This is a genomic window from Agrobacterium sp. ES01, assembly GCF_050320885.1.
Lineage (GTDB): Bacteria > Pseudomonadota > Alphaproteobacteria > Rhizobiales > Rhizobiaceae > Allorhizobium.
The window spans coordinates 319,728-340,351 of sequence record NZ_JBNQTH010000004.1 but is presented as its reverse complement, the minus strand read 5'-3'; the positions used below and the strand labels follow the sequence as shown (position 1 = coordinate 340,351).

The following is a 20,624-nucleotide window of genomic DNA, read 5'->3' as shown; positions in this document are numbered from 1 at the left end:
GTCTCGGATAATAAGGCAGGTATGGCGCACGAGTAAGCAGCATACGTCTAAGGCCGAAAACAGGTGCTTTGTTCCAGGGCAATCCCTTACATTTCAGTAAGGTTGGCGGACGTCGGCAACAAAAATCCGGATCTACATCAGACAGAAGCAGAAGGCAGCGGCAGGCAACTCTGTCCCCAAAAAAGAATGAACTCCCGTCCAAACGAACGGGAGCCCTTTCTCATGAGACGTGGATCTGTCAGCGAAACATTGCAAAGTCAGAAGCGGTAGGTGACACCCGCGCCGATCAGCCACGGGTTCAACTTGGCCTTGCCGCTTACCGGCGTGCCGCCAACGACCGCATCGTAATCGGCCTCCATAAAGATCTTCTTCACGTCGAAGTTCACACCCCAGTGCTGATCGACCATGTAGTCAAAACCAACCTGCAGCGCCGCACCGAAGGTGTTCTTCACATCGATTGAGTCCGCAGCGGACCCCTTCTGGTTGTAGAAGATGCTGTAATTGACACCCGCTCCGACATAGGGCTTGAAGTTGCCAAAGTTGGTGAAGTGGTACTGCAATGTCAGCGTTGGTGGAAGAAGCCAGGTCTTGCCAATCTTGCCATAACCGGAAATCGTACCTTCGCCATCGATATTGGCATAGGTCGTCCCGAGTATCAGTTCGGCTGCAATGTTGTCGGTGAAGAAATAGGAAATATCGAGTTCGGGAACGACGGTGTCGCTATAGGAAAGGTCGGAGCCCGCAACGCCAGCCAGAGAGCCTTTGTCCTCGGTGATTACACCCAGACCACGCAGGCGGATCATCCAGGGGCTGACAGAGGTCATCGCCGCTTCTTCCGCAGGCGTCATCGGCATCAGATCGGCCGCGGTCGCCGCAGACGCCACAGTCAGGGTGGATGCGCAAAGAGCCAGAGTGCGGACGGTCGTCCAGATGGTGGTCATTTTATCTCTCCTTAGGAATCGTAAGGCCAAAGCCTTCCGCGACTTTCCTGACGGAGGAGATAAATATATTGATTTAAATCAATACATTAGAAATTAGATAAGCATGCTTCACGATCCGGCACCCATGTCACAAAATTAGCACGCAAGGCTCTGACAAACGTCAAGAATAATGCGTGTCATTGGGCCAGACGCGAAGACCGGCCAGCATCATCAGATGCTGACCGGCCCATGACTGACGTCGGCAAAAGATCGCCGAGCGTAATATTAGAACTTCACGCCGAGACCGACATTGATCACATGCTGGCTGAAGTCGACGTTCGTGCCGCCGATATCCTTGTCGCCGTAATCGTTGTAACGATATTCAACGCGACCGAACATGTTGTCGGTGAAGGCGTAATCTACACCACCGCCAACGGTCCAGCCGTTCATCATTTCGTTGGATTCACCCGCGCCTGTGTCGAGCTTGGCATCCGTCGCCGTCCAACCGGCTGCACCGAAGAGCAGCGCGCGATCCATGGCATAACCGACGCGGCCGCGAACGCCACCGTTCAGACCGGTTTCGAAGTCGGCACCGCCAACGGAATCCTTGTTCCAGTCGTAATCGAGGTTACCTTCGAGACCGACGATCAGGTTGCTGCCGGTATCCCAGTTATAACCAACGAAGCCACCGAAGCGACCGCCATCGAAATCACCGGAACCGGAACCGGCAACGTCGCCGTCACCCCAGCCATAGCCGCCTTCAGCACCGACGTAAGCGCCGCCCCACGAATAGACCACAGGGGCTTCAACAGCCGCTGGTGGCGCAGGTGGTGCTTCATAGACGACGTCGGCAGCCATGGCTGCACCGGCTGTGAACAGTGTTGTTGCGACCGAGGCCAGAAGAATCTTCTTGTACATTTGGGTTACTCCCTAAGGGCTGCGTTTTAGATCTCCGACATGTCGGAGCGTATGTGGATCACCCACGAACCCATAACTCTCGAAGGAGGGGCTAATGTTCCGAAGGTTCCATACGAAATGAAACTTCTTTCCGCACACCGTGGCGGTTATGTGACATAACGATTTTCAGGTCGCCGCGGACAAGTCGACAGTGACGGTAAAACACACAGCGAAAACAGCCACTTCATCACTAATTGCGTGGCAACCGGAATTGGGGCGTGCAAAAAAATAGCTGCGATCCCGAGAATGTGATCGCAGCTATAAGAATAAGTGTGGGCCCGCGCTGTCGACCGGCGACTCAAGAAGTCCCGCCAAATCGAGCCAAGCCGGGAGCGCGAGCCCTTTGTGGGGTCCTCAGTCCGCCTTTGTCTCCAAGGACACCCCTAGCTTGTTACCCGTTGCGACAACCATACCGGCAGCGCCACTCAGCCAACCGGTCTTCAACTCGATACCGAGAAAACGATCACGCGCAAAAGGACCAGGCATGATCAGATGCTGTGCCTTGTCAGCGAAGAAACCGAAACGTTCATAATAGGCAGCGTCGCCCACCAGCAGCACCGCGCCATGGCCACGCCGCTTGGCTTCCAGAAGTGCAGCGCGCATCAAGGCAGAACCGATCCCCTTGCCTTCGCAGGCGCAGTCAACGGCGAGCGGCCCAAGAAGCAATGCATCGATGGCATTGCCCTCGCTGGAAATGCCAGCCTCGATGTTCCAAAGGCGCACGGTGCCGATCACATGACCGTCACGATCACGCGCAACCAGTGCCAGGCCTTCAGCCGGCAGCCGACCACGGCGGATCTTTTCCGACGACTTGGTCTTGCGGTCCTCACCCATGACCTTGTCGAGAAGCGCTTCGCGCGCCACGACATCGGCCGGTGTTTCAGTGTCGATCAAAAAGGCAGGTGCTGCGAAAAATGCGCGCACGCTATCCAGAACAGCGGCCATGGCGGCCTCCCGTTGCAAAGCAGTTTCAACAAATTGTTTGAAGAGCCGCGCCGGAAAACCCGGCGCGGACGTCCAGTCAGATAACGTAGGACTTCAGCGGATCGAAACCGTTGAAGGCAACCGCCGAATAGGTTGTCGTGTAAGCGCCCGTGCCCTCGATCAGAACTTCGTCGCCGATCGTGAGCGAAAGCGGCAGCGGATACATGTTCTTCTCGTAAAGCACATCGGCTGAATCGCAGGTGGGACCGGCCAGAACGCACGGCTCCATCTCGTCGGCATCACGGGCGGTGCGGATCGGGTAACGGATCGCTTCGTCCATGGTTTCAGCCAGACCGCCGAACTTGCCGATGTCGAGGAACACCCAGCGATGTGCGTCATTGTCCGACTTCTTCGAGATCAGTACGACTTCGGCCTTGATCACACCGGCGTTACCCACCATGCCGCGGCCAGGCTCGATGATGGTGCGCGGAAGCTGGTTGCCGAAATGCTTCTTCAGCGAAGAAACGATGGCCTGACCATAGGCTTCAGCAGACGGGATATCGCGCAGATACTTGGTTGGGAAACCACCGCCCATATTGACCATCTGCAGGTGGATTCCCTGCTTGGCAAGCTGTGCAAAGACGCGCTTGGCATCGCCGAGAGCTGCATCCCATGCATCGACCTTGGTCATCTGCGAACCGACATGGAAGGAAACCCCGTAGGATTCCAGTCCAAGCTGATGCGCATAGACGAGAACGTCGACCGCCATCTGCGGCACGCAGCCGAACTTGCGGCTAAGCGGCCATTCGGCGCCCTCGCCATCTGTGAGAACGCGGCAGAATACGCGAGCGCCGGGAGCGGCACGGGCAATCTTCTCAACTTCCTCGTGGCTGTCGACGGCAAAGAGGTCGATACCGAGCGCGAAGGCGCGAGCGATATCGCGCTCCTTCTTGATCGTGTTGCCAAAGGAAACGCGATCCGCAGTAGCCCCGGCTTCCAGAGCCATCTGAACTTCCGCAACCGAAGCGCAGTCGAAGTTCGAACCAAGCGAAGCCAGAAGTTTCAGAATCTGCGGCTCGGGGTTTGCCTTCACGGCGTAATAGATCGAGCTGTCCGGAAGGGCGTGGCGGAAAGCGGAATAATTGTCACGGACGACGTCGAGATCGACCACGAGGCAGGGACCTTCGGGACGTCGGGTGTTGATGAAGTCGAGGATGCGCTGAGTGGTCATCGTTATAACCCTTCCAAATAGCTTCAAACCCGGAATCCAGTCGGACTCCGGAGTGACAAAGGACGACGAAATCTTGAGCGAAACCAGCCTTTGGAGACCCTGGTGACGAACAAGCGCTCGGCGCGCGGTATATGGGAACAACGCATAGAAAGGAGCATTGATCCGCTTTGTCTGCCTTGGATTGGGAGGTTGAGCCTACCGCACTTCCGGCAATGATGGTGTGCCTCTTCAGTGACCCCGGCTGTTGGAAAGCCGGAAGAGAACCAGAAAGGCCCGCACCGTCGTTGCTTCAAGATGTCCTCGCATTTCCGGTTGGCCGGAGAAACGACTGGAGGGGTTAGTTCCAGGTACCTTACCGATTTCTCACCATTCGAGGATCGGCGGACACCCACAGGCACGTGCGACTTTGGGCAAGTCAGGAGATATGAATGTTCGTCGTCATAATCAAGTGTTTTTTGAACGCATCGAGAAATTTTTCTTCGAACAAAATATGCTAATTGTTCAATGAAACGAGACGAGTCGGAAACAGGACGCCAATGGATACCCTTACGCGAATTCGCGCATTTATCGACGTGGTCGAGGCGGAAGGTTTTTCCGCAGCCGCCCGCAAGACCGGCCGTTCCAAGGCTTTGCTATCAAAATATGTCCGCGAACTTGAGGATGAACTCGGCGCCCTGTTGCTCAATCGAACGACACGCCAGTTCTCCATGACCGAGGCCGGCAACACCTATTACCGCTCGGCATCCGAAATCCTGAAGGAAATTGAAAGCCTTGCCGATCTGGTGCGCGAAAACAATGCGGATCTGAAGGGCAAGCTGAAAGTGTCGGTGCCGCGCACCTTCATCGACGCCGATGTCGGCCAGTCGATGATCGATTTTGCCGCTGAACACCCCGATGTCACCCTGGAGATCCTGGCCGAAGACCGGTTTGTCGATCTGATCGAAGAAAGCTTCGATCTGGCCATCCGCATCACCCGTTTGGAGGATTCGGGTCTCATTGCAAGGAAGCTGTCCGATTTCGGTGTCTATGCCCTTGCGAGTCCCGCCTTTCTGGAAAAGCACGGGCCGCTCGATCACCCGTCCGATCTCAGTCACGTGCCGTTCCTGATCGATACCAATGCGCGAGCGCATAACTCGGTCAAGTTCCAGAGCCCCGAGGGCGAACCGATCACGGTTCAAGTCAGCGGACCGATTGTCGTCAATAGTCCGCTTGCGACCTTGCGCGCCACCCGCAAGGATATGGGCGTGGCCATGGTTCCGGATTTCATCGCCAGACCGTATGTCGAATCAGGCGAACTCGTTCGTTTGTTCGAGGACTATCTGCCGAGCGACCGGGGCATCTATGCGGTCTATCCGCATCGACGCTATCTGCCGGCCAAGGTCAGGGTTTTTGTCGATTATCTGCATGCGTGGTTCCGAAAAAACACCTGAACGGGTCGCCCGTCCCAATTCAGTCTCATTTGCTCGAAATACCGGCACCAACCCGAAATTCTGGGAGAAGAGATGAAGTCTCGGCTTGCCGCTTTCCTGATCTCCATGCTCGTCGCGCCTGCCATTGCCGATGCGCATCCGCACATTTTCGCCGACGCGACCATCGAGGTCACCGCCAACAAGGATGGAACGCTTGGCGAGTTACGCAATGTCTGGCGCTTCGACGATGTGTTTTCGTCCAGCGTATTGCTGGATTTCGACACCAATACCGACTTGAAGCTCGATCACGACGAGCTGGAAGAGATTTCCAAGACCATCCGCACGTCGCTTGCCGACTATGATTACTTCACCTTCATCACCCGAGACGGTGCCCCGGTAAAAATTGGCAAGCCCGATCACTTCCACGCGGACTTCAAGGACAACAAGCTACTTCTGGTTTTCTCGCTGAGACCCGTCGACAAGGTCCCCCTTAAGGGCAAGTTCAATATCGGCATCTACGACCCGACGCTCTACACGGCGATCGATTTCAACAAGGATGAGGACATGAAGGTGGAGGGCAAGCTGCTCAAGGCATGCAAACGCTCGGTCGTCCGCCCGGATCCGGACAAGATATTCGCCCAAAACCAGAATATGCAGACGGAATCCTTTTTCAACGATCCCGGTAACACCGATATCGGCAAGCTGTTTGCGACCCGGCTGGAGATGACATGCTGATATCGAGGCGTGCCCTGATCATGACAGGGCTGCTCGCGGTCCTGGCCGCGAATATCGTGCCCGCAATCGCCCAGGCAGCCTCCCCCCTTGGCATCGGCACTGCCGAGCCATCTTTCCAGACGTCGGGGCTCTTCAGCGGCTTCCTGTTCTGGGTCAACCAGCATCAACAGAGCTTTTACCGGGCACTCACCCAGTCTCTGGAGGCGATGCGGGATAATGGCACCCATCTTTGGACACTGATCGGCCTGTCGTTCGCTTATGGCGTTTTTCACGCAGCCGGCCCCGGCCACGGCAAGGCCGTTATCTCGTCCTACATGATTGCCAACGAGACAGAGCTTCGCCGCGGCGCAACCATTTCGCTCGTATCGGCCTTGCTGCAAGGCATCGTTGCCATCCTCACAGTCGCCGCCGCATATATGGTGTTGCGCGGAAGCGGCATCACCCTGACCGACGCCACCAACACGATGGAAATCGCAAGCTATGCCATGATTATACTGTTTGGCAGCTGGCTTCTGTTTCGCAAGCTGCGGCAGATCGCGATCCGCAGATCGGCGCCTGTCAGCGCATCTCTTTTCGACGGGCCGCAACTGGCGCAGGCTGGTGGTACGGGTCTGTCCTTCTCTGCAACCGACGCCAACCATGGCCATGACAGCCTTGCAGCAGGAGCCACATGCCCCGACTGCGGCATCACCCACCTTCCGGACCCCGCAATGCTGAAGGGTTCAAGCTTCAGCATCAAAGAGGCGTGGTCAGCCATCATCGCAGTCGGCTTGCGGCCCTGCTCCGGTGCGCTTCTGGTGATGACCTTTTCGATACTGAACGGACTTTATCTCGGCGGCATCCTGTCGGTGCTGGCCATGTCGATCGGCACCGCGATCACCGTGTCTCTGCTGGCGACGCTTGCCGTGACCGCCAAGGGTGTTGCCGTCAGATTGTCTGGGCCCGGCTCCACGCTGTCACGCAGCATCTCGACCGCCATTGAACTTCTGGGGGCTCTTCTGGTGGTTGTCCTCGGTGTGATCTTGCTGCTGGCAGCCCTTCAATCCTGAGAGGGATGGCGCCGCTTGTAACGAGCACGCAGCCAGAAAACACCGAAGAAGGACAGGATCACCAGCCCGCCGACAATGGTCGCCAGGATAGGCGAGAACTCTGCAATCCACAGCACCAATTGCGGCAGGAAATAAAGTGCGACACCTGCGCCCAGCAAGATGATGGCAGCCGCGATGGCTGAAGAACGGTTCTGGTCTGCGTTGCTCACAGTGTCTCTTTCAAAAATTCGCTGCGGATATCGTCCAGACGGCGCAACTGCTTGCCGTCGGCGTCGAAATTCTCCGGCGCAAGCCAGGCCTCGAATGCTGATTTGATCACCGGCCATTCGCGATCGATCATCGAGAACCATGCGGTATCGCGATTGCTGCCCTTGGAGATCACATGCTGCCGGAAAACACCCTCAAAGGTAAAGCCGTATCGCTTCGCCGTAATCTTGCTGGGCTCATTTTCGTTGTGACACTTCCATTCGTAGCGTCGGTAATCGAGGTCGTCGAACACATGGCGCGCCATCAGATAGTGGAGCTCGGTCGCAAGCGGTGACTGCTTCATGGAAGGCCCATGCGCCACGGAGCCCACTTCAATCACGCCATTCTTGGAATCGGGACGCATGTAGCTCGCCATGCCGACGATGCGTCCACTGGCATTCTCCCGACAGACAAGCGTGATCAGGCTGCCCGAAGCGTTGGCGCCATCGAGCCAATCGCCAAACTCTGCCCTGTCGGCGAAATCGTCATTGGGAAAATATTTGAGCAGCGCATTGGTGCCAAGGCCGCCGAGCCCATCCCACAGATCGGCCAGATGCTCCTCATGGCTATAGGGTTCGAGCGTCACGAAGCGCCCCTTCAAAGTGACGGGAGCCGGCGGTGAAACCTTGTAATTCCTCAGATCGCGCATCATTGCCTCTTGTCGTGGGGCACGAGGATTAGGCCAGCCGCCCGCCAAAGGCAACCGCTTCAACGGGCGGCAATTTGACCTTGATCAGACCTTGGACGCAGAGACGGTTGCTTCAATGTGATCGACCAGAGCATCCGCCAGGCCCAGACGTCCGGCGAGCAGGTCGAGATAGCCCCGCTCGGCACGATTGTCGGGCTCGATGGCGAGCCTGGACGCGGTATAGAGTTCGACCTTCTGCTCTTCCGTGACAGCCGCTGCCACGAGCGCATCGAGATCGGTCGGATTGGACAATTCCTTTTCAATGAAGTCCTGTGCCTCAGCGCCGAGACCGGACACCTGCACGCGGTCCATGATCCGGGCACGCTCGGAATTGTCGATATGGCCATCGGCCTTTGCCGCAGCGATCATCGCTCTGACCAATGCCAGGGCGAAGTCATTGGTGGCATGAGGTGCTTCCGCACTGAACGCGGAATCTGATGGTGGCGGCAGAAGTTCGGCCGGGGCATTGGCGGCAGACCGGTCTGGTGCATGACCAGCCTGATAATTCTTGTAGGCTTGATACCCAAGACCGGCAATGGCTGCCAGTCCCCCGAGCTTGACGGCGCTACCGGTTAGCGACCTTCCGGTCTTGGTCCCCAAAAGCACAGCCGCGATGGCGCCGGTTGCCAGCGGATTGTCTTTCGCCATCTGGACAACCCCGCCAGCCTTCTCCTTCACCGTCCCGCTCGACCCCGGAACCTGTGCGCCGAGGAACTGATCCAGCAACTTCTTCGCGTCAAACATAGCCTTCTCCCTTGTCGTTCAATTCTCGACAGGGGAGATAAGGATGCACAGACGCTATTACAAAGCGACCGGAGCCGAGGTCACGGAAATGTCAGCCGGCAAGAGCCGCAGCTTCCGCCGCAAGCTTGGTGATACCAGCCCAATCGCCCGCATCGACAAGCTCCTTCGGCGCAACCCAGGAGCCCCCGACGCAGATGACATTGGGCAGCGACAGGTAATCGCGCGCATTCTTCAGCGAAATACCGCCGGTCGGGCAAAACACCGTGCCGGCAAGCGGCGACGACAGTGATTTCAGATAAGCAGCACCGCCCGCCTGTTCTGCCGGGAAGAACTTCAACACGCGGTAGCCTTCTTCACGCAGTGCCATCACTTCGCTTGCGGTCGCGGCCCCCGGCAAAAGGGGAATGTCGGACTTGCGTGCGGCGTCCAGCAATTCATGGGTGGTGCCGGGGCTGACGATGAACTGCGAACCGGCAGCAACGGCCGCCTCGTAGTGCGCAGCATTGAGAATGGTGCCGGCACCGGCAACGGCACCTTCGACTTCATTTGCCACGAGACGCACCGCCTCGAGAGCCGCCTCCGTGCGCATGGTGATCTCGATGGCCTTCAGACCGCCGGCGACCAACGCCCGTGCCAGCGGCACAGCCTTTGCAGCGTCCTCGATGATCAGAACCGGCACGACCGGCTGCAACTTGAGAACGGAAAGGAGCTTCTCGGTTTTCGGACCCATCATCGGACCATCCTTTTTCAAACGATTGATTGGCCGAAGAAGTATCGCGGGTGTTGCCCCTTGTCGAGACAAGACGCCACATTCTTGATGTCTTTCATTGGCCAATGTGATCTTTTGCGATAGGCTTTTCGCTGATGAAACCGAGGTTGCCCCATGGCCAAGGAAATCGAACGTAAGTTTCTAGTCGTTGACGATAGCTGGCGCCGGGACGCAATCTCTGCGGTCACCATGCGTCAGGCCTATATTTCCGTCAATTCCGACAGATCGGTGCGCGTGCGCACCCTGGACAACGGCTCGGCCCGACTGACGGTCAAGGTGGGCGGGGCGGCGCTGGTTCGCGATGAATTCGAATACGACATTCCGCTGACCGATGCCGAAGAGATGATCGACCTTTCTCTTGGTAACGTCATCGAAAAAACCCGCCATAACGTGAAAATCGGCGATTTTACCTGGGAAGTGGATGTTTTCGCCGGTGCCTATCATGGACTGGTGGTTGCGGAAGTGGAAATGAAGGCCGAGACCGATGATCCGGAAATCCCACACTGGGTCGGCCGCGAAGTGACAGGCGACCGTCGTTATTCCAATCAGGCTCTGGCCACCGAACGGCTGAAGCCGGAGCTCGTGCATGCGCTATCGCGTTAAGCCTGGCAAACCCTTCACTCAGGAGATCCGGTCCCTGGCGCAACACCAGTTACGCACGGCGGAAAAGGCACTGACCGAACAACCGGACGGCCTGCATGAGGCCATTCATGAAGCCCGCAAGAAGTTCAAACGTGTACGCGGGCTCTATCGCCTGATCGCCAAGGGACAGAAGGAATTCCGCGCACGCGAAAATGCCCGGCTGCGCGATACCGCGGCCAGCCTGTCGGTCGTGCGCGATGCCACCGCTCTGGTCGAAACACTGGACTATCTGGCAGGCTTCACCGAGACACCCGAAGAAGCCCAATCGATCGAACACGCCCGTGACATTCTGAAAGCGCGCCGGGAAGAGGTCGCGGACGCGGCGACCGATCTGAAGGACGATGTGCAGGCGGCGATCGGTTCATGCCAAAGCGCGATCGAAGCCTTGTCAGAACTAAACTTCGATGACCACCCGAAAAAGGTGGCCAAACTGCTGGGCAAGAGCTGGGTCAAGACACTGGAGCGCGCCCACAGCAATCTTGCGGAATGCCAGGACAATGTCCACGCAGAGGCCTTCCATGAATTGCGCAAGACCGCGCAAACCTACTGGATGTACAACTCGCTCTTGCGCGATATCTGGCCCTCGGCGATGAATGCCAAGCGGTCGCAGACCAAAGCCCTCGTCGACCTTCTCGGCCACGAACATGACATCACACTGCTCGTTGAACTTTTGAACCTCGATGCCAGCATGTTGGGTGTCGGCGAGGAATTGTCGCATCTCCTGGGCGTCATCATCCGCCAGCAACAGATCCTGCGCCGTGAGGCGCTCACACTGGCAGCCAGCGTATTCCAGGACACGCCCGAACGCGAGGCGAATACCATCTCGACGCTCTGGATGGCAGCGTCCGATACATGATCACTTGACCAAGAATCATGGACAGGAAATCATGCTGACATGATCTGTCAGCATGATCCCATAGAGATCGTCCATGAACCGCTCGGTCCGCCTGCTTGAACTCCTGCAAATCCTCCGCCGACATCGCCGCGCGGTAAGCGGACAGGTATTGGCCGAGGAACTCGGTATTTCTCTTCGCACCCTCTATCGCGATATCGCAGCGCTGCAGGCGCAAGGTGCCGACATCGAGGGCGAGCCGGGTGTCGGTTACATTTTGCGACCGGGCTTCATGCTGCCGCCGTTGATGTTTTCACCAGAAGAGATTGAAGCGCTGGTTCTCGGCTCCCGCTGGGTATCGAGCCGCGCCGACAACGACCTGAATGACGCGGCACGCAATGCACTGGCCAAGATCGAGGCGGTTCTACCCTCGGACCTCAAGGCGCACTTGCGCGATTCCGGACTGCTGATCGTCGGCGGGGAGCGCGGCAGCGACGGCGTGATCGACGCATCGCTTGTTCGTCGCCTGATCCGGGAAGAACGCAAGGTCGAGATGGCTTATGCAGATGCCTCGGGTCGCGCCAGCGAGCGCACGGTCTGGCCAATTGCGCTCGGCTACCTCGACAAGCAGCGTATCATCGTCGGCTGGTGCGAACTGCGCCAGGACTTCCGCCATTTCAGAACAGATCGCGTCGTCACGCTCACGCCCTTGCCCGGCCGTTATCCCAGGCGTCGCACGCAACTTCTGAAGGAATGGCGCGAGCATGTCGGTATCTCGCCACCGCCATTGTAATACTGACAAAATTTGGCAGCATGTCGCGTTATTGTCTCCTCGTTCAAACACGACAAGGAGCCAGACAATGACCAAAACCGTATACTCCCTTCTCTACACAACAGACGTAATGAAGAGCGTCGCCTTCTATGAAAAAATGCTCGGCATGCCACCGCTGGAAGCATTCCCGACCTTTGCCAGCTTCCTGTTGAATGACGGCATGAGGCTGGGCCTCTGGTCCACGTCCACGGTCGCGCCGGACGTGACACCGGCGGGCGGATCGGAAGTCGCGCTGGTGGTCAAATCAGCGGATGATGTTGACGCTAAATGCGCGGAGTGGACATCGCTTGGCGCGACCATTCTGCAGGAGCCGACCGACCTCGTCTTCGGCCGGACATTCCTCGCGGCCGATCCCGACGGCCACCGCATTCGTGTCTTTAACGAAAACAATCCAGTCTAGCGGGAACCCCAAGATACTCTGAGACCCGCCGGACTTGACGAAAGGCAAAGCGCAATCATCACCCACATGATGATTGCGCAACGGCCGTAGAAGCTGTATTTGCGGGCCATGAGCGACAATCCTGATACCATCCCGCATGAGCCCGGCGGCGCGTTTTGCGTGGCTGCCCTTTATCATTTCGCCCGCTTTCCGCGTTTCGAAAGCTTTCAAGAGCCGCTTTATGCGCTCTGTCAGGAAAACGGCGTGAAGGGCTCGCTGCTGATTGCCTCCGAAGGCATCAATGGCACCATTGCCGGCAGCGATGAGGGCATTGCCAATGTGCTTGCCTTCCTGCGCGCCCAGCCGGAATTTTCGGCTCTCGTGCACAAGGAAAGCCGCGCTTCCAAAATGCCCTTCCTGCGCATGAAGGTTCGGCTGAAAAAAGAGATTGTCACCATGGGCGTCGAGAACATCGACCCCAACAAGATCGTCGGCACCTATGTCGAGCCGAAGGACTGGAACGAACTGATCTCCGATCCGGAAACCATCGTTATCGACACCCGCAACGACTACGAAACCTCGATTGGCATCTTCAAGAATGCCATTGACCCGAACACCAAGACCTTCCGGGAATTCCCCGACTGGGTGAGAAACAATACCGGCCTGCACAACAAGCCGAAGATCGCCATGTACTGCACCGGCGGAATTCGCTGCGAAAAGGCAACGGCCTTCATGAAGGAACAGGGCTTCGATGAGGTCTATCACCTCAAGGGCGGTATCCTGAAATATCTGGAAGAGGTACCGGAAGAGGAAAGCCTGTGGGAGGGCGCATGCTTCGTCTTCGACGAGCGTGTTTCCATCACCCATGGACTGAAGGAAGGCGAGCACACGCTTTGCCATGCCTGCCGCTATCCGCTTACCGCAGAGGAAGTGCGATCCCCTCTCTACGAAGAAGGTGTGGCCTGCCCCCATTGCCATGCGACGCGCACCGAAGAGGATCGCCTGCGCTACCGCCAGCGCCAGAAGCAGATTGCGCTGGCAAAGACGCGCGGCGAAAAACATATCGGCAGTTGATCGGAACCACCGTCTCGGCCGCGTGAACACGTAGCCTCGGACAGCGATTGGCCGGATCGTCAGGCTGCAGTTGTTTCCAGATTTTGGCTGACGGCTACCGGACGGGGTCCGAACGTCGAGAAGGTCTCGAAAGAGGGCTTGGCCAGGAGATAGCCCTGGATAAGGGTAATGCCGAAATCGCGCAGGATAGACAGTTCCGCTTCGGTCTCGACGCCTTCACACACCGGCGTGATACCGAACTCGTTCAGCATGGCCACGGTATGGCGCACGATGATCTGCTTTGACGTGTCGACATCAATCCCGCGGATCAGGTCCATATCAAGCTTGACAATATCCGGTTGGAACCTGGCCAAAAGGTTGAGGCCGGCATGCCCTGCCCCGAAGTCATCGATGGCCGTCTTGAAGCCGATCGCCTTGTAGACCCTTAGAATATTGAGCACGTGCTCGGTATCCAGCCGCTCATTTTCGGTGAATTCGAAGATGATACGGTTGAGCGGAAAGCCGACTCGTTCGGCGGTCGCCAGCGTCAGACGAATGCAGGCGCGCGGCTCATACACCGCATTCGGCATGAAATTGATCGACAGTTTGCTGTCATCGCCGGGCGCCGACAGCTTCGACGCCAGTTCAATAGCCTTCACCCGGCACTGCTGATCGAAGGCATAGCGGTTATCATCGCTCACCCGCGACAGAACTGAACCCGCCGATTCTCCATTCAACCCGCGAACGAGCGCCTCATGGGCGAAAATACGGCCGCTGGAGAGATCGACGATTGGCTGAAATGCCATGGAAAACGGCAAATCGAAGCCCTCGCCATTCCGACACCCGTTGCAAACCCCAGCCATAATCAACACTCCAATGCTTTGTCTGGATATCGCATGGAAGCATTAAAAGTGCCTTATATGAATGCAATCAGTTGGAGTAATCACGAACTCCACGCAGTCTGAGCACGGAGCGAGATCATTCCGCAAAAAAGGCTCCATCACTGGAGCCTTTTCTATCTTGATGTCTGAATTGCCTTAAGCGACTTCGGTCACAAACAGATCTTTGGGTCGGCGGACCTTTTTCAGGCCGGCAAGCCAATCGCCATCTCCGGCCCGATAGCCAAGCGGCAGAATGCAGACCGAGCGCAGGCCCTTATCGCGAAGACCGAGGATATCGTCGACCTTGTCAGCCTCGAAGCCTTCCATCGGCGTTGCGTCCACGCCTTCAAAAGCCGCCTGGGCGATAGACATGCCAAAGCCGATATAGGCCTGACGTGCGGCATGCTCGAAATTGGTCTGTGCGTCCCGCGGCAGATACATACCCTTCAGGCGCGCGTAATAGGCATCCATCCCATCATTCTGGCCGCGCTCGGCCGTGATCTGCGCCAGTACACCATCGATGCGCTCTTCGGTGTAGTTGTCCCAGGCAGCAAAGACCAGGACATGCGAGGCGTCGGTGATCTGGCTCTGATCCCAGCTGACAGTGCGCAACCTGGCCTTTGTCTCGGGATTGGTCACCACGATCACTTCGAAGGGCTGCAAGCCGCTTGAGGTCGGCGCAAGCCGCGCGGCTTCGAGAATGCGCTCAACCTTTTCGGCCGGCACGGATTTCGAGGGATCCATCTTCTTGGTGGCATAACGCCAGTTCAGTTTTTCGAGCAACATGGAATATCCTTTCCGGGCAGTGCGGCAGCTCTTCGCCTTCCTGGGAGACAAGGCGAGACCTCAGCCGCTGGCGATTTCATCGCACCTAGATGGCAATGCAAAACCGCCCCGCAAGCAGGAACAAAAAGTATACCACCTATTTGAGATCGCTTTTCGGCAACGTCAAGCCGGAACAGCTGAAGGGACGATCTGCGCGGCTACGCCTTGCGCGCGGCTTCCACCGCACGCTTCATCGCATCACGGTCCATGGCACCGGGATAGACTGTTGTGCCGATGATGAAGGAGGGCGTTCCACGAAATCTGAGGCCGACCGCCTGTTGGTAATTGCGGTCCAGCAAACCGGATATTTTCCCGCTATTGGCGTTGACGGCAGCCGCAACCGCATCCATGTCGACGCCGGCACTCTCTAGACGCATCTTGATATAGGTCTTGGTTAGCCTGCCCTTGGCTGTAATCAGCGCCTCCATGGCCGGCTCATACTGCCCGATCTGAGCAGCCCCCAGCACAGCCTGCGCCGCGTAGATCGAAGCATCGCCGAAAATAGGCCAGTCTTTCATCAGCAGTTTGATATTGCCATCTTCCTCGACCAGCGACATCACATCGGCATGGACGGCCTTGCAGTAACCGCATTGATAGTCGAAATATTCGGCCATCGTCACGTCACCGTCCGGATTGCCGAGCACCGGCGCATCTTCATCGAGGAAGATGTCGTCCTCAGTCAACGCGCTCGCCAGAGCCGGGATTTGCCCCAGAAATGACAATGCGGCAACAGCGCCAACCCCCTTCAGCAATGTCCTGCGTTCGATCATCGGCAACTGAACCTCTCTGCATAAATGCACTGCACCTTGATAGTCATGGGGACGGACAGACAGCAAGGCTTAATCGTCGTGCAGGGACAACAGCGTTGCCAACTGCCACATAAAAAAGAGGCCCCGCGAGTGCGAAGGCCTCTTCATCAGACTGTCAATGTCGACCCGTTACCAGGCGGCGACGACGGCGCCCTTGAACTGGGTTGCGATGAAATCCTTCACTTCGGGGCTGTGATAGGATTCGATCAGCGTCTTCACCCAAGGCGCATCCTTGTTGGCATCCTTGACGGCGATGACGTTGATGTAGGGCGCCTTTTCGTTTTCGCGGGCAATCGGATCCGTACCCGGATTAAGACCGGCTTCCAGGGCGTAATTGGTGTTGATGACCGACGCATCGACATCATCCAGCGCGCGCGGCAACTGGGCCGCATCGAGCTCTGCAAAGGTGATGTTCTTCGGATTCTCGACGATATCGGCTGGGCCAACCTTGAGGCCGGCACCATCTGCGAACTTGATCAGGCCCTGATCGGCAACGATCAGCAGTGCGCGACCGCCATTTGTCGGATCGTTCGGGATGGCAATTGTGCCGCCTTCTGGAAGCTCATCAAGGCTTTTGATCTTCTTGGAATAGATGCCCATCGGAAAGTTCACGGTCTGGGCAACGCTGACAAGGTCAAAGCCGCGATCGGCCACCTGGTTGTCCAGATAGGGCTGATGCTGGAAGGAGTTGGCGTCGAGATCGCCGTCCGCCAGTGCCTGATTTGGAACAACGTAGTCGGAGAATTCGAGAATCTCGATGTCGAGGCCCTTGGTGGCTGCGACTTCCTTTACCTTCTCCATGATCTGCGCATGCGGACCACCGGTGACACCGACCTTGATGGTTTCAGCCATTGCCGAACCGGCGGAAAAGAGCGCCACGGCAGCGGCCGCGAGAATTAGCTTCTTCATGATTGTCTCCTTGGAATGAATTGTGTTGTTCAGGATTTGCGATTGCGCTTGTCGAACCGGCGGGCAAGCGCATCACCGACGCTTTGCACCGCCTGCACAAGCAGGATCAGAACCACCACTACTGCCAGCATGACGTCGGGCATGAAGCGCTGGTAGCCGTAGCGAATGCCAAGATCGCCCAGCCCCCCACCGCCGACGGCACCGACCATGGCCGAATAGCCGATGAGGCTGACAACTGTCATGGTCAACGCCAGTGCGATGCCGGAGCGGGATTCCGCCAGCAATACCTTCGTCACGATCTGCATCGGGGTTGCCCCCATGGCACGAGCAGCCTCGATCAATCCCTTGTCTACCTCGCGGATGGAGGCCTCCACCAGGCGGGCGACGAAGGGGATGGTCGCGATTGTCAGAGGCACGATGGCAGCCGCCGTGCCGATAGATGTGCCGGCCAGCAGACGGGTCAACGGAATGATGGCGACGACCAGAATGATGAACGGCGTCGAGCGCGCGGCATTGACGATCAGCCCGAGCACACGGTTGATCAATGGCGCCTCATAGAGCTCGCCCTTGCCACTGGTTGCCAGGAAGACACCGAGCGGCAGGCCGATGACGCTGCCGATGAACCCGGCGACGGCCACCATCTGGATGGTCTGCCACAGCGCCTTTGTCAGAAGGTTGAACAGCATATCAAGCGCCATAACCGAGCACCTCCGTCTTCAGACCGGTTTGTGTAAAGAAACGATTGGCCCGATCCATGATCTCGGGCGACGCCGGATAAGAGACCACCAGCGATCCGAAGGGTTCGCCTGCAATTTCGTCGATGTTGCCAGCAAGGATATTCACATCCGCACCGATTTCGGCGACAAGCCGCGCCGTTAGAGGCTGAAAGGCTGTTTCGCGGAAGAACACCAGCCGCACGAATGCCCGGTCGCCCGCCGAGGGCGCAGCGTTCAGGTCCGAGCGGATCCAGTCTGGACGTTTGGTTCCGGTTGTCGCCGACAGAAGCACACGCGTGGTCTCGTGCTGCGGATCGGTGAACACATCGAAGGTGCGACCGCTTTCAACAATCTTGCCCCGATCGATGACAGCGACTTCGGACGTCACCGCCTTCACCACTTCCATCTCATGGGTAATCAACAATACGGTCAGACCGAGGTCGCGATTGATATTCTTCAGAAGCTCCAGAATCGATTGCGTCGTTTCAGGATCGAGCGCTGAGGTCGCCTCGTCGGAGAGCAGCAATTTCGGATCGGTGGCCAATGCGCGCGCAATGCCGACGCGCTGCTTCTGACCGCCCGACAGCTCAGCCGGATAGCGATCGGCCTTGTCAGCCAGTCCAACCAGTTCCATCAGCGGTCCGATCTTGTCGCGGATCACGGCCTTGGAGACGCCGGCAATTTCAAGCGGCATGGCGATATTGTCGCAAACGGTGCGTGATGACAGCAGATTGAAATGCTGGAAGATCATGCCAACAGAACGACGCAGCGTGCGAAGTCCGACATCGTCCAGCCCGCCGACATTGACGCCGTCCACGATAACCTTGCCATCGCTTGGCATCTCAAGCCCGTTCACAAGACGGATCAGCGTCGACTTGCCGGCGCCCGAGCGCCCGATAATACCGGTGATGGAGCCGCGTGGCACGGTGAAGTCGACGCCGCCCAGAGCCACGAAAGGCGGGCGATCCTTGTCTCCGGGAAATGTCTTGGTCACAGCCTCAAAGGCAACCATCGCATCATGGACATTATGCGACCTGGCTGTTGGAACGGGCGAAATTTGCGGACGCGGATGTTCCGTGTTGGACGATGGGGACTCGGGCATGGAAGTCTCTCGGTGATGAGCCCGGCAAGCCGGACAAGATGAGGGTTCGAACAGTCAGGCTGTTCGACACATTCGGCGGGTATGACGCGGCCCTAACATCTTTTCACTCACCTTTTCAAACCGGTCTGCGCAAATCTGCCCTGCGCTCGGGATTAAGCTTATGGCTCGGATCACGCACGAACAACAGCAATAGCATTGCGTCGATCATCAGATCGTGAGCAAAAATCTTCCAATTTCAACTGCCGGCGACCACGGACATCGAGCTTCAGGAGGACGCGTGATTGCCCTTGGGGAATTCGCCTGCAAGCGTCTGATACCACTTGCCGCTCTTCTTCAGAATGCGCTCTTGGGTGTCATAGTCCACATAAACCAGCCCGAAGCGCATTTTGTAGCCTTCCGCCCATTCAAAGTTATCCATCAGCGACCAGGCGAAATAACCCTTCATCGGCACGCCGTCCGATATCAGATCAGCCACAACACCCAGATGCTCGGCGTAATAATCGAGACGTGGCTGATCGTCGACCTCGCCGTTTTCCAGACCCATGTTATAGCAGGCACCATTCTCGGTGATGTAGCAATCTGGCAGGTCGTAGCGATCGTAGAGATCCTTCACCAGACTGCCCAGCGCCGGCGCGTAGACTTCCCAGCCGATATCGGTCTTGACCGTCGACACTGGCGGAGCGTCCACGACAGCAGGGAATTCGGCACCCTTGGCCGGATTATGCGCGACACGCATCGGTGTGTAATAGTTGAGACCCCACCAGTCGAGTTTCTGGCTGATCACCTCGAGATCGCCATCTTCGATTGGTGGCATGCGACCACCAAGGGCCTTCATGAAATTATCTGGATATTCGCCCTTGAACACAGGTCCGAAGAAAACGCCGTTGTTGAACTGGAAGGCGCGCTCGGCAGCCGCCTTGTCGGCCTTGCTGTCGGAGCCGGCAACGACCGAATGCGCGTTGAGCACAAGGCCCGCCGGCACGTTCGGGGCAACCTGACGAATGGCATCGATGCCAAGGCCGTGCGCCAGGTTGGTGTAGTGCAGGGCATGCAGGGCTGCATCCATATTCTTCTCACCGGGCGCATGAATGCCATAAAGGTGAGAGAGCCAGACCGAGCACCAGGGCTCATTGAAAGTCGCAACCGCATCCAGACGGTCACCCAGACGAGACATGACCACCTTGGCATAACGTTGGAAGGCATAGGCGGTCGAGCGGGCCGTCCAGCCGCCCTCACCCATCAGTGTCAGCGGCAAGTCCCAATGATAGAGCGTTGCATAGGCCTTGATGCCGCGATCTTTCAGACCGTCGATCAGCTTGTCGTAGAAATCGAGCCCCTGTTCGTTGATGCGTCCCGTGCCATCTGGAATGATGCGCGGCCATGCGATCGAGAACCGATAGGCAGACACGCCCATGTCCTTGATGAGATCAAGATCCTGTTCCCAACGGTGATAATGATCGCAAGCCACATCACCGTTCTGACGACCATAGACACGACCGGGCATGTTGGAAAATGCATCCCAGATGGATGGCTTGCGCCCATCCTCCTTTGTCGCGCCTTCAATCTGGAATGACGCGGTAGCAACCCCGAAGAGAAAATCTCCAGGGAAACGGCCTGCCAGTTTCTTGGGATCGTTCATGGGAAAATCAAACCTGTCTGTCTCGGTCAAAATCGACTGTTTCATGCGATTTAGACAATCAACCGCAAGATGTACAGGCGATTCATCGGCATGGGGCGACATCGCTGAGACACCCAGACGTGCCGGATTTTGGCGGGGAAGATGGATTTTGATCCTGCCACACTCTTCACTCGAGACATCGTGAACATCTTAGTCAGCATAGGTAGTAAGTATACACACTTCAACTTTACAACCGTTGCTACACCTGATTCTGAGGCGTAAAGCGACGCGACAACGTGTCGCCTTTCACGAGGACGAGGTCGCTGTTTCTGGAATCTGAAACGGGAAAATATA

At 57.3% G+C, this 20,624-nt stretch carries 23 protein-coding genes; 8 read left to right on the top strand and 15 right to left on the bottom strand.

Annotated features, from left to right (window positions below):
- Positions 1 to 257: 257 nt before the first annotated feature.
- From ACQQ2Q_RS14490 to odc2, 4 genes are all read right to left on the bottom strand, one after another.
- A complete protein-coding gene (locus ACQQ2Q_RS14490) occupies positions 258 to 941 on the bottom strand; it encodes an OmpW/AlkL family protein (RefSeq protein ID WP_428187805.1) in 684 nt (227 codons plus the stop codon).
- 264 nt (positions 942 to 1,205) lie between these two features.
- Entirely contained in the window at positions 1,206 to 1,838 is a 633-nt protein-coding gene (locus ACQQ2Q_RS14485) for an outer membrane protein (protein ID WP_428187804.1), read from the bottom strand.
- A 393-nt stretch (positions 1,839 to 2,231) separates the two neighbouring features.
- On the bottom strand, positions 2,232 to 2,822 hold the full coding sequence (locus ACQQ2Q_RS14480) for a GNAT family N-acetyltransferase (RefSeq protein ID WP_428187803.1): 591 nt from the start codon (positions 2,820 to 2,822) through the stop codon (positions 2,232 to 2,234).
- A 76-nt stretch (positions 2,823 to 2,898) separates the two neighbouring features.
- The gene (odc2, locus tag ACQQ2Q_RS14475) at positions 2,899 to 4,032 is read right to left on the bottom strand and encodes an ornithine/lysine decarboxylase (RefSeq protein ID WP_428187802.1); all 1,134 of its coding nucleotides are present in this window, start codon (positions 4,030 to 4,032) and stop codon (positions 2,899 to 2,901) included.
- 536 nt (positions 4,033 to 4,568) lie between these two features.
- Here odc2 and ACQQ2Q_RS14470 point away from each other — a divergent pair.
- From ACQQ2Q_RS14470 to ACQQ2Q_RS14460, 3 genes are all read left to right on the top strand, one after another.
- Positions 4,569 to 5,462 (top strand): LysR family transcriptional regulator, encoded by an 894-nt coding sequence (locus ACQQ2Q_RS14470; protein ID WP_428187801.1) that lies wholly within the window; start codon positions 4,569 to 4,571, stop codon positions 5,460 to 5,462.
- 72 nt (positions 5,463 to 5,534) lie between these two features.
- Complete coding sequence (locus ACQQ2Q_RS14465; protein WP_428187800.1) at positions 5,535 to 6,176, top strand: DUF1007 family protein; 642 nt, start codon at positions 5,535 to 5,537, stop codon at positions 6,174 to 6,176.
- Positions 6,170 to 7,225 (top strand): nickel/cobalt transporter, encoded by a 1,056-nt coding sequence (locus ACQQ2Q_RS14460; RefSeq protein WP_428187799.1) that lies wholly within the window; start codon positions 6,170 to 6,172, stop codon positions 7,223 to 7,225. Before ACQQ2Q_RS14465 ends, ACQQ2Q_RS14460 begins: the two co-directional genes overlap by 7 nt.
- Here ACQQ2Q_RS14460 and ACQQ2Q_RS14455 read toward each other — a convergent pair.
- The 4 genes from ACQQ2Q_RS14455 to ACQQ2Q_RS14440 all read right to left on the bottom strand — a co-directional run bounded on the left by ACQQ2Q_RS14455 (position 7,216) and on the right by ACQQ2Q_RS14440 (position 9,633).
- Positions 7,216 to 7,434, bottom strand: coding sequence for a hypothetical protein (locus ACQQ2Q_RS14455; protein ID WP_428187798.1), 219 nt, complete (start codon positions 7,432 to 7,434; stop codon positions 7,216 to 7,218). The two genes, ACQQ2Q_RS14460 and ACQQ2Q_RS14455, sit on opposite strands and share 10 nt — an antisense overlap.
- Positions 7,431 to 8,120 (bottom strand): GNAT family N-acetyltransferase, encoded by a 690-nt coding sequence (locus tag ACQQ2Q_RS14450; RefSeq protein ID WP_428187797.1) that lies wholly within the window; start codon positions 8,118 to 8,120, stop codon positions 7,431 to 7,433. Before ACQQ2Q_RS14450 ends, ACQQ2Q_RS14455 begins: the two co-directional genes overlap by 4 nt.
- 84 nt (positions 8,121 to 8,204) lie before the next feature.
- Entirely contained in the window at positions 8,205 to 8,903 is a 699-nt protein-coding gene (locus ACQQ2Q_RS14445; protein ID WP_428187796.1) for a tellurite resistance TerB family protein, read from the bottom strand.
- A 91-nt stretch (positions 8,904 to 8,994) separates the two neighbouring features.
- A complete protein-coding gene (locus tag ACQQ2Q_RS14440; protein WP_428187990.1) occupies positions 8,995 to 9,633 on the bottom strand; it encodes a 2-dehydro-3-deoxy-phosphogluconate aldolase in 639 nt (212 codons plus the stop codon).
- 153 nt (positions 9,634 to 9,786) lie between these two features.
- Between ACQQ2Q_RS14440 and ACQQ2Q_RS14435 the strand changes: the two genes are divergently transcribed.
- The 5 genes from ACQQ2Q_RS14435 (at position 9,787) to ACQQ2Q_RS14415 (ending at position 13,431) form a co-directional block, all read left to right on the top strand.
- A complete protein-coding gene (locus ACQQ2Q_RS14435; protein ID WP_428187795.1) occupies positions 9,787 to 10,275 on the top strand; it encodes a CYTH domain-containing protein in 489 nt (162 codons plus the stop codon).
- The gene (locus tag ACQQ2Q_RS14430; RefSeq protein ID WP_428187794.1) at positions 10,259 to 11,170 is read left to right on the top strand and encodes a CHAD domain-containing protein; all 912 of its coding nucleotides are present in this window, start codon (positions 10,259 to 10,261) and stop codon (positions 11,168 to 11,170) included. Before ACQQ2Q_RS14435 ends, ACQQ2Q_RS14430 begins: the two co-directional genes overlap by 17 nt.
- A gap of 73 nt (positions 11,171 to 11,243) precedes the next feature.
- Positions 11,244 to 11,939, top strand: a complete 696-nt coding sequence (locus tag ACQQ2Q_RS14425; protein WP_428187793.1) for a helix-turn-helix transcriptional regulator — start codon at positions 11,244 to 11,246, stop codon at positions 11,937 to 11,939.
- Positions 11,940 to 12,006: 67 nt separating this feature from the next.
- The gene (locus tag ACQQ2Q_RS14420; protein ID WP_428187792.1) at positions 12,007 to 12,378 is read left to right on the top strand and encodes a VOC family protein; all 372 of its coding nucleotides are present in this window, start codon (positions 12,007 to 12,009) and stop codon (positions 12,376 to 12,378) included.
- A gap of 108 nt (positions 12,379 to 12,486) precedes the next feature.
- On the top strand, positions 12,487 to 13,431 hold the full coding sequence (locus ACQQ2Q_RS14415; RefSeq protein WP_428187791.1) for a rhodanese-related sulfurtransferase: 945 nt from the start codon (positions 12,487 to 12,489) through the stop codon (positions 13,429 to 13,431).
- A 59-nt stretch (positions 13,432 to 13,490) separates the two neighbouring features.
- On the opposite strand, the gene ACQQ2Q_RS14410 is transcribed toward ACQQ2Q_RS14415, so the two are convergent.
- The 7 genes from ACQQ2Q_RS14410 to ACQQ2Q_RS14380 all read right to left on the bottom strand — a co-directional run bounded on the left by ACQQ2Q_RS14410 (position 13,491) and on the right by ACQQ2Q_RS14380 (position 20,291).
- On the bottom strand, positions 13,491 to 14,216 hold the full coding sequence (locus ACQQ2Q_RS14410; RefSeq protein ID WP_428187790.1) for an EAL domain-containing protein: 726 nt from the start codon (positions 14,214 to 14,216) through the stop codon (positions 13,491 to 13,493).
- A 231-nt stretch (positions 14,217 to 14,447) separates the two neighbouring features.
- Positions 14,448 to 15,077, bottom strand: coding sequence for a nitroreductase family protein (locus tag ACQQ2Q_RS14405; protein ID WP_428187789.1), 630 nt, complete (start codon positions 15,075 to 15,077; stop codon positions 14,448 to 14,450).
- A 197-nt stretch (positions 15,078 to 15,274) separates the two neighbouring features.
- Positions 15,275 to 15,886 carry a DsbA family protein gene (locus ACQQ2Q_RS14400; RefSeq protein WP_428187788.1) on the bottom strand — a complete coding sequence of 204 codons (612 nt, stop codon included), beginning with the start codon at positions 15,884 to 15,886 and terminating at the stop codon, positions 15,275 to 15,277.
- Between the two features lie 168 nt (positions 15,887 to 16,054).
- Positions 16,055 to 16,834 carry a MetQ/NlpA family ABC transporter substrate-binding protein gene (locus tag ACQQ2Q_RS14395; protein ID WP_428187787.1) on the bottom strand — a complete coding sequence of 260 codons (780 nt, stop codon included), beginning with the start codon at positions 16,832 to 16,834 and terminating at the stop codon, positions 16,055 to 16,057.
- Between the two features lie 29 nt (positions 16,835 to 16,863).
- Complete coding sequence (locus ACQQ2Q_RS14390; protein WP_428187786.1) at positions 16,864 to 17,532, bottom strand: methionine ABC transporter permease; 669 nt, start codon at positions 17,530 to 17,532, stop codon at positions 16,864 to 16,866.
- The gene (locus tag ACQQ2Q_RS14385) at positions 17,522 to 18,562 is read right to left on the bottom strand and encodes a methionine ABC transporter ATP-binding protein (RefSeq protein WP_428187989.1); all 1,041 of its coding nucleotides are present in this window, start codon (positions 18,560 to 18,562) and stop codon (positions 17,522 to 17,524) included. Before ACQQ2Q_RS14385 ends, ACQQ2Q_RS14390 begins: the two co-directional genes overlap by 11 nt.
- Positions 18,563 to 18,917: 355 nt before the next feature.
- On the bottom strand, positions 18,918 to 20,291 hold the full coding sequence (locus ACQQ2Q_RS14380; protein ID WP_428187785.1) for a GH1 family beta-glucosidase: 1,374 nt from the start codon (positions 20,289 to 20,291) through the stop codon (positions 18,918 to 18,920).
- Positions 20,292 to 20,624: the final 333 nt, after the last annotated feature.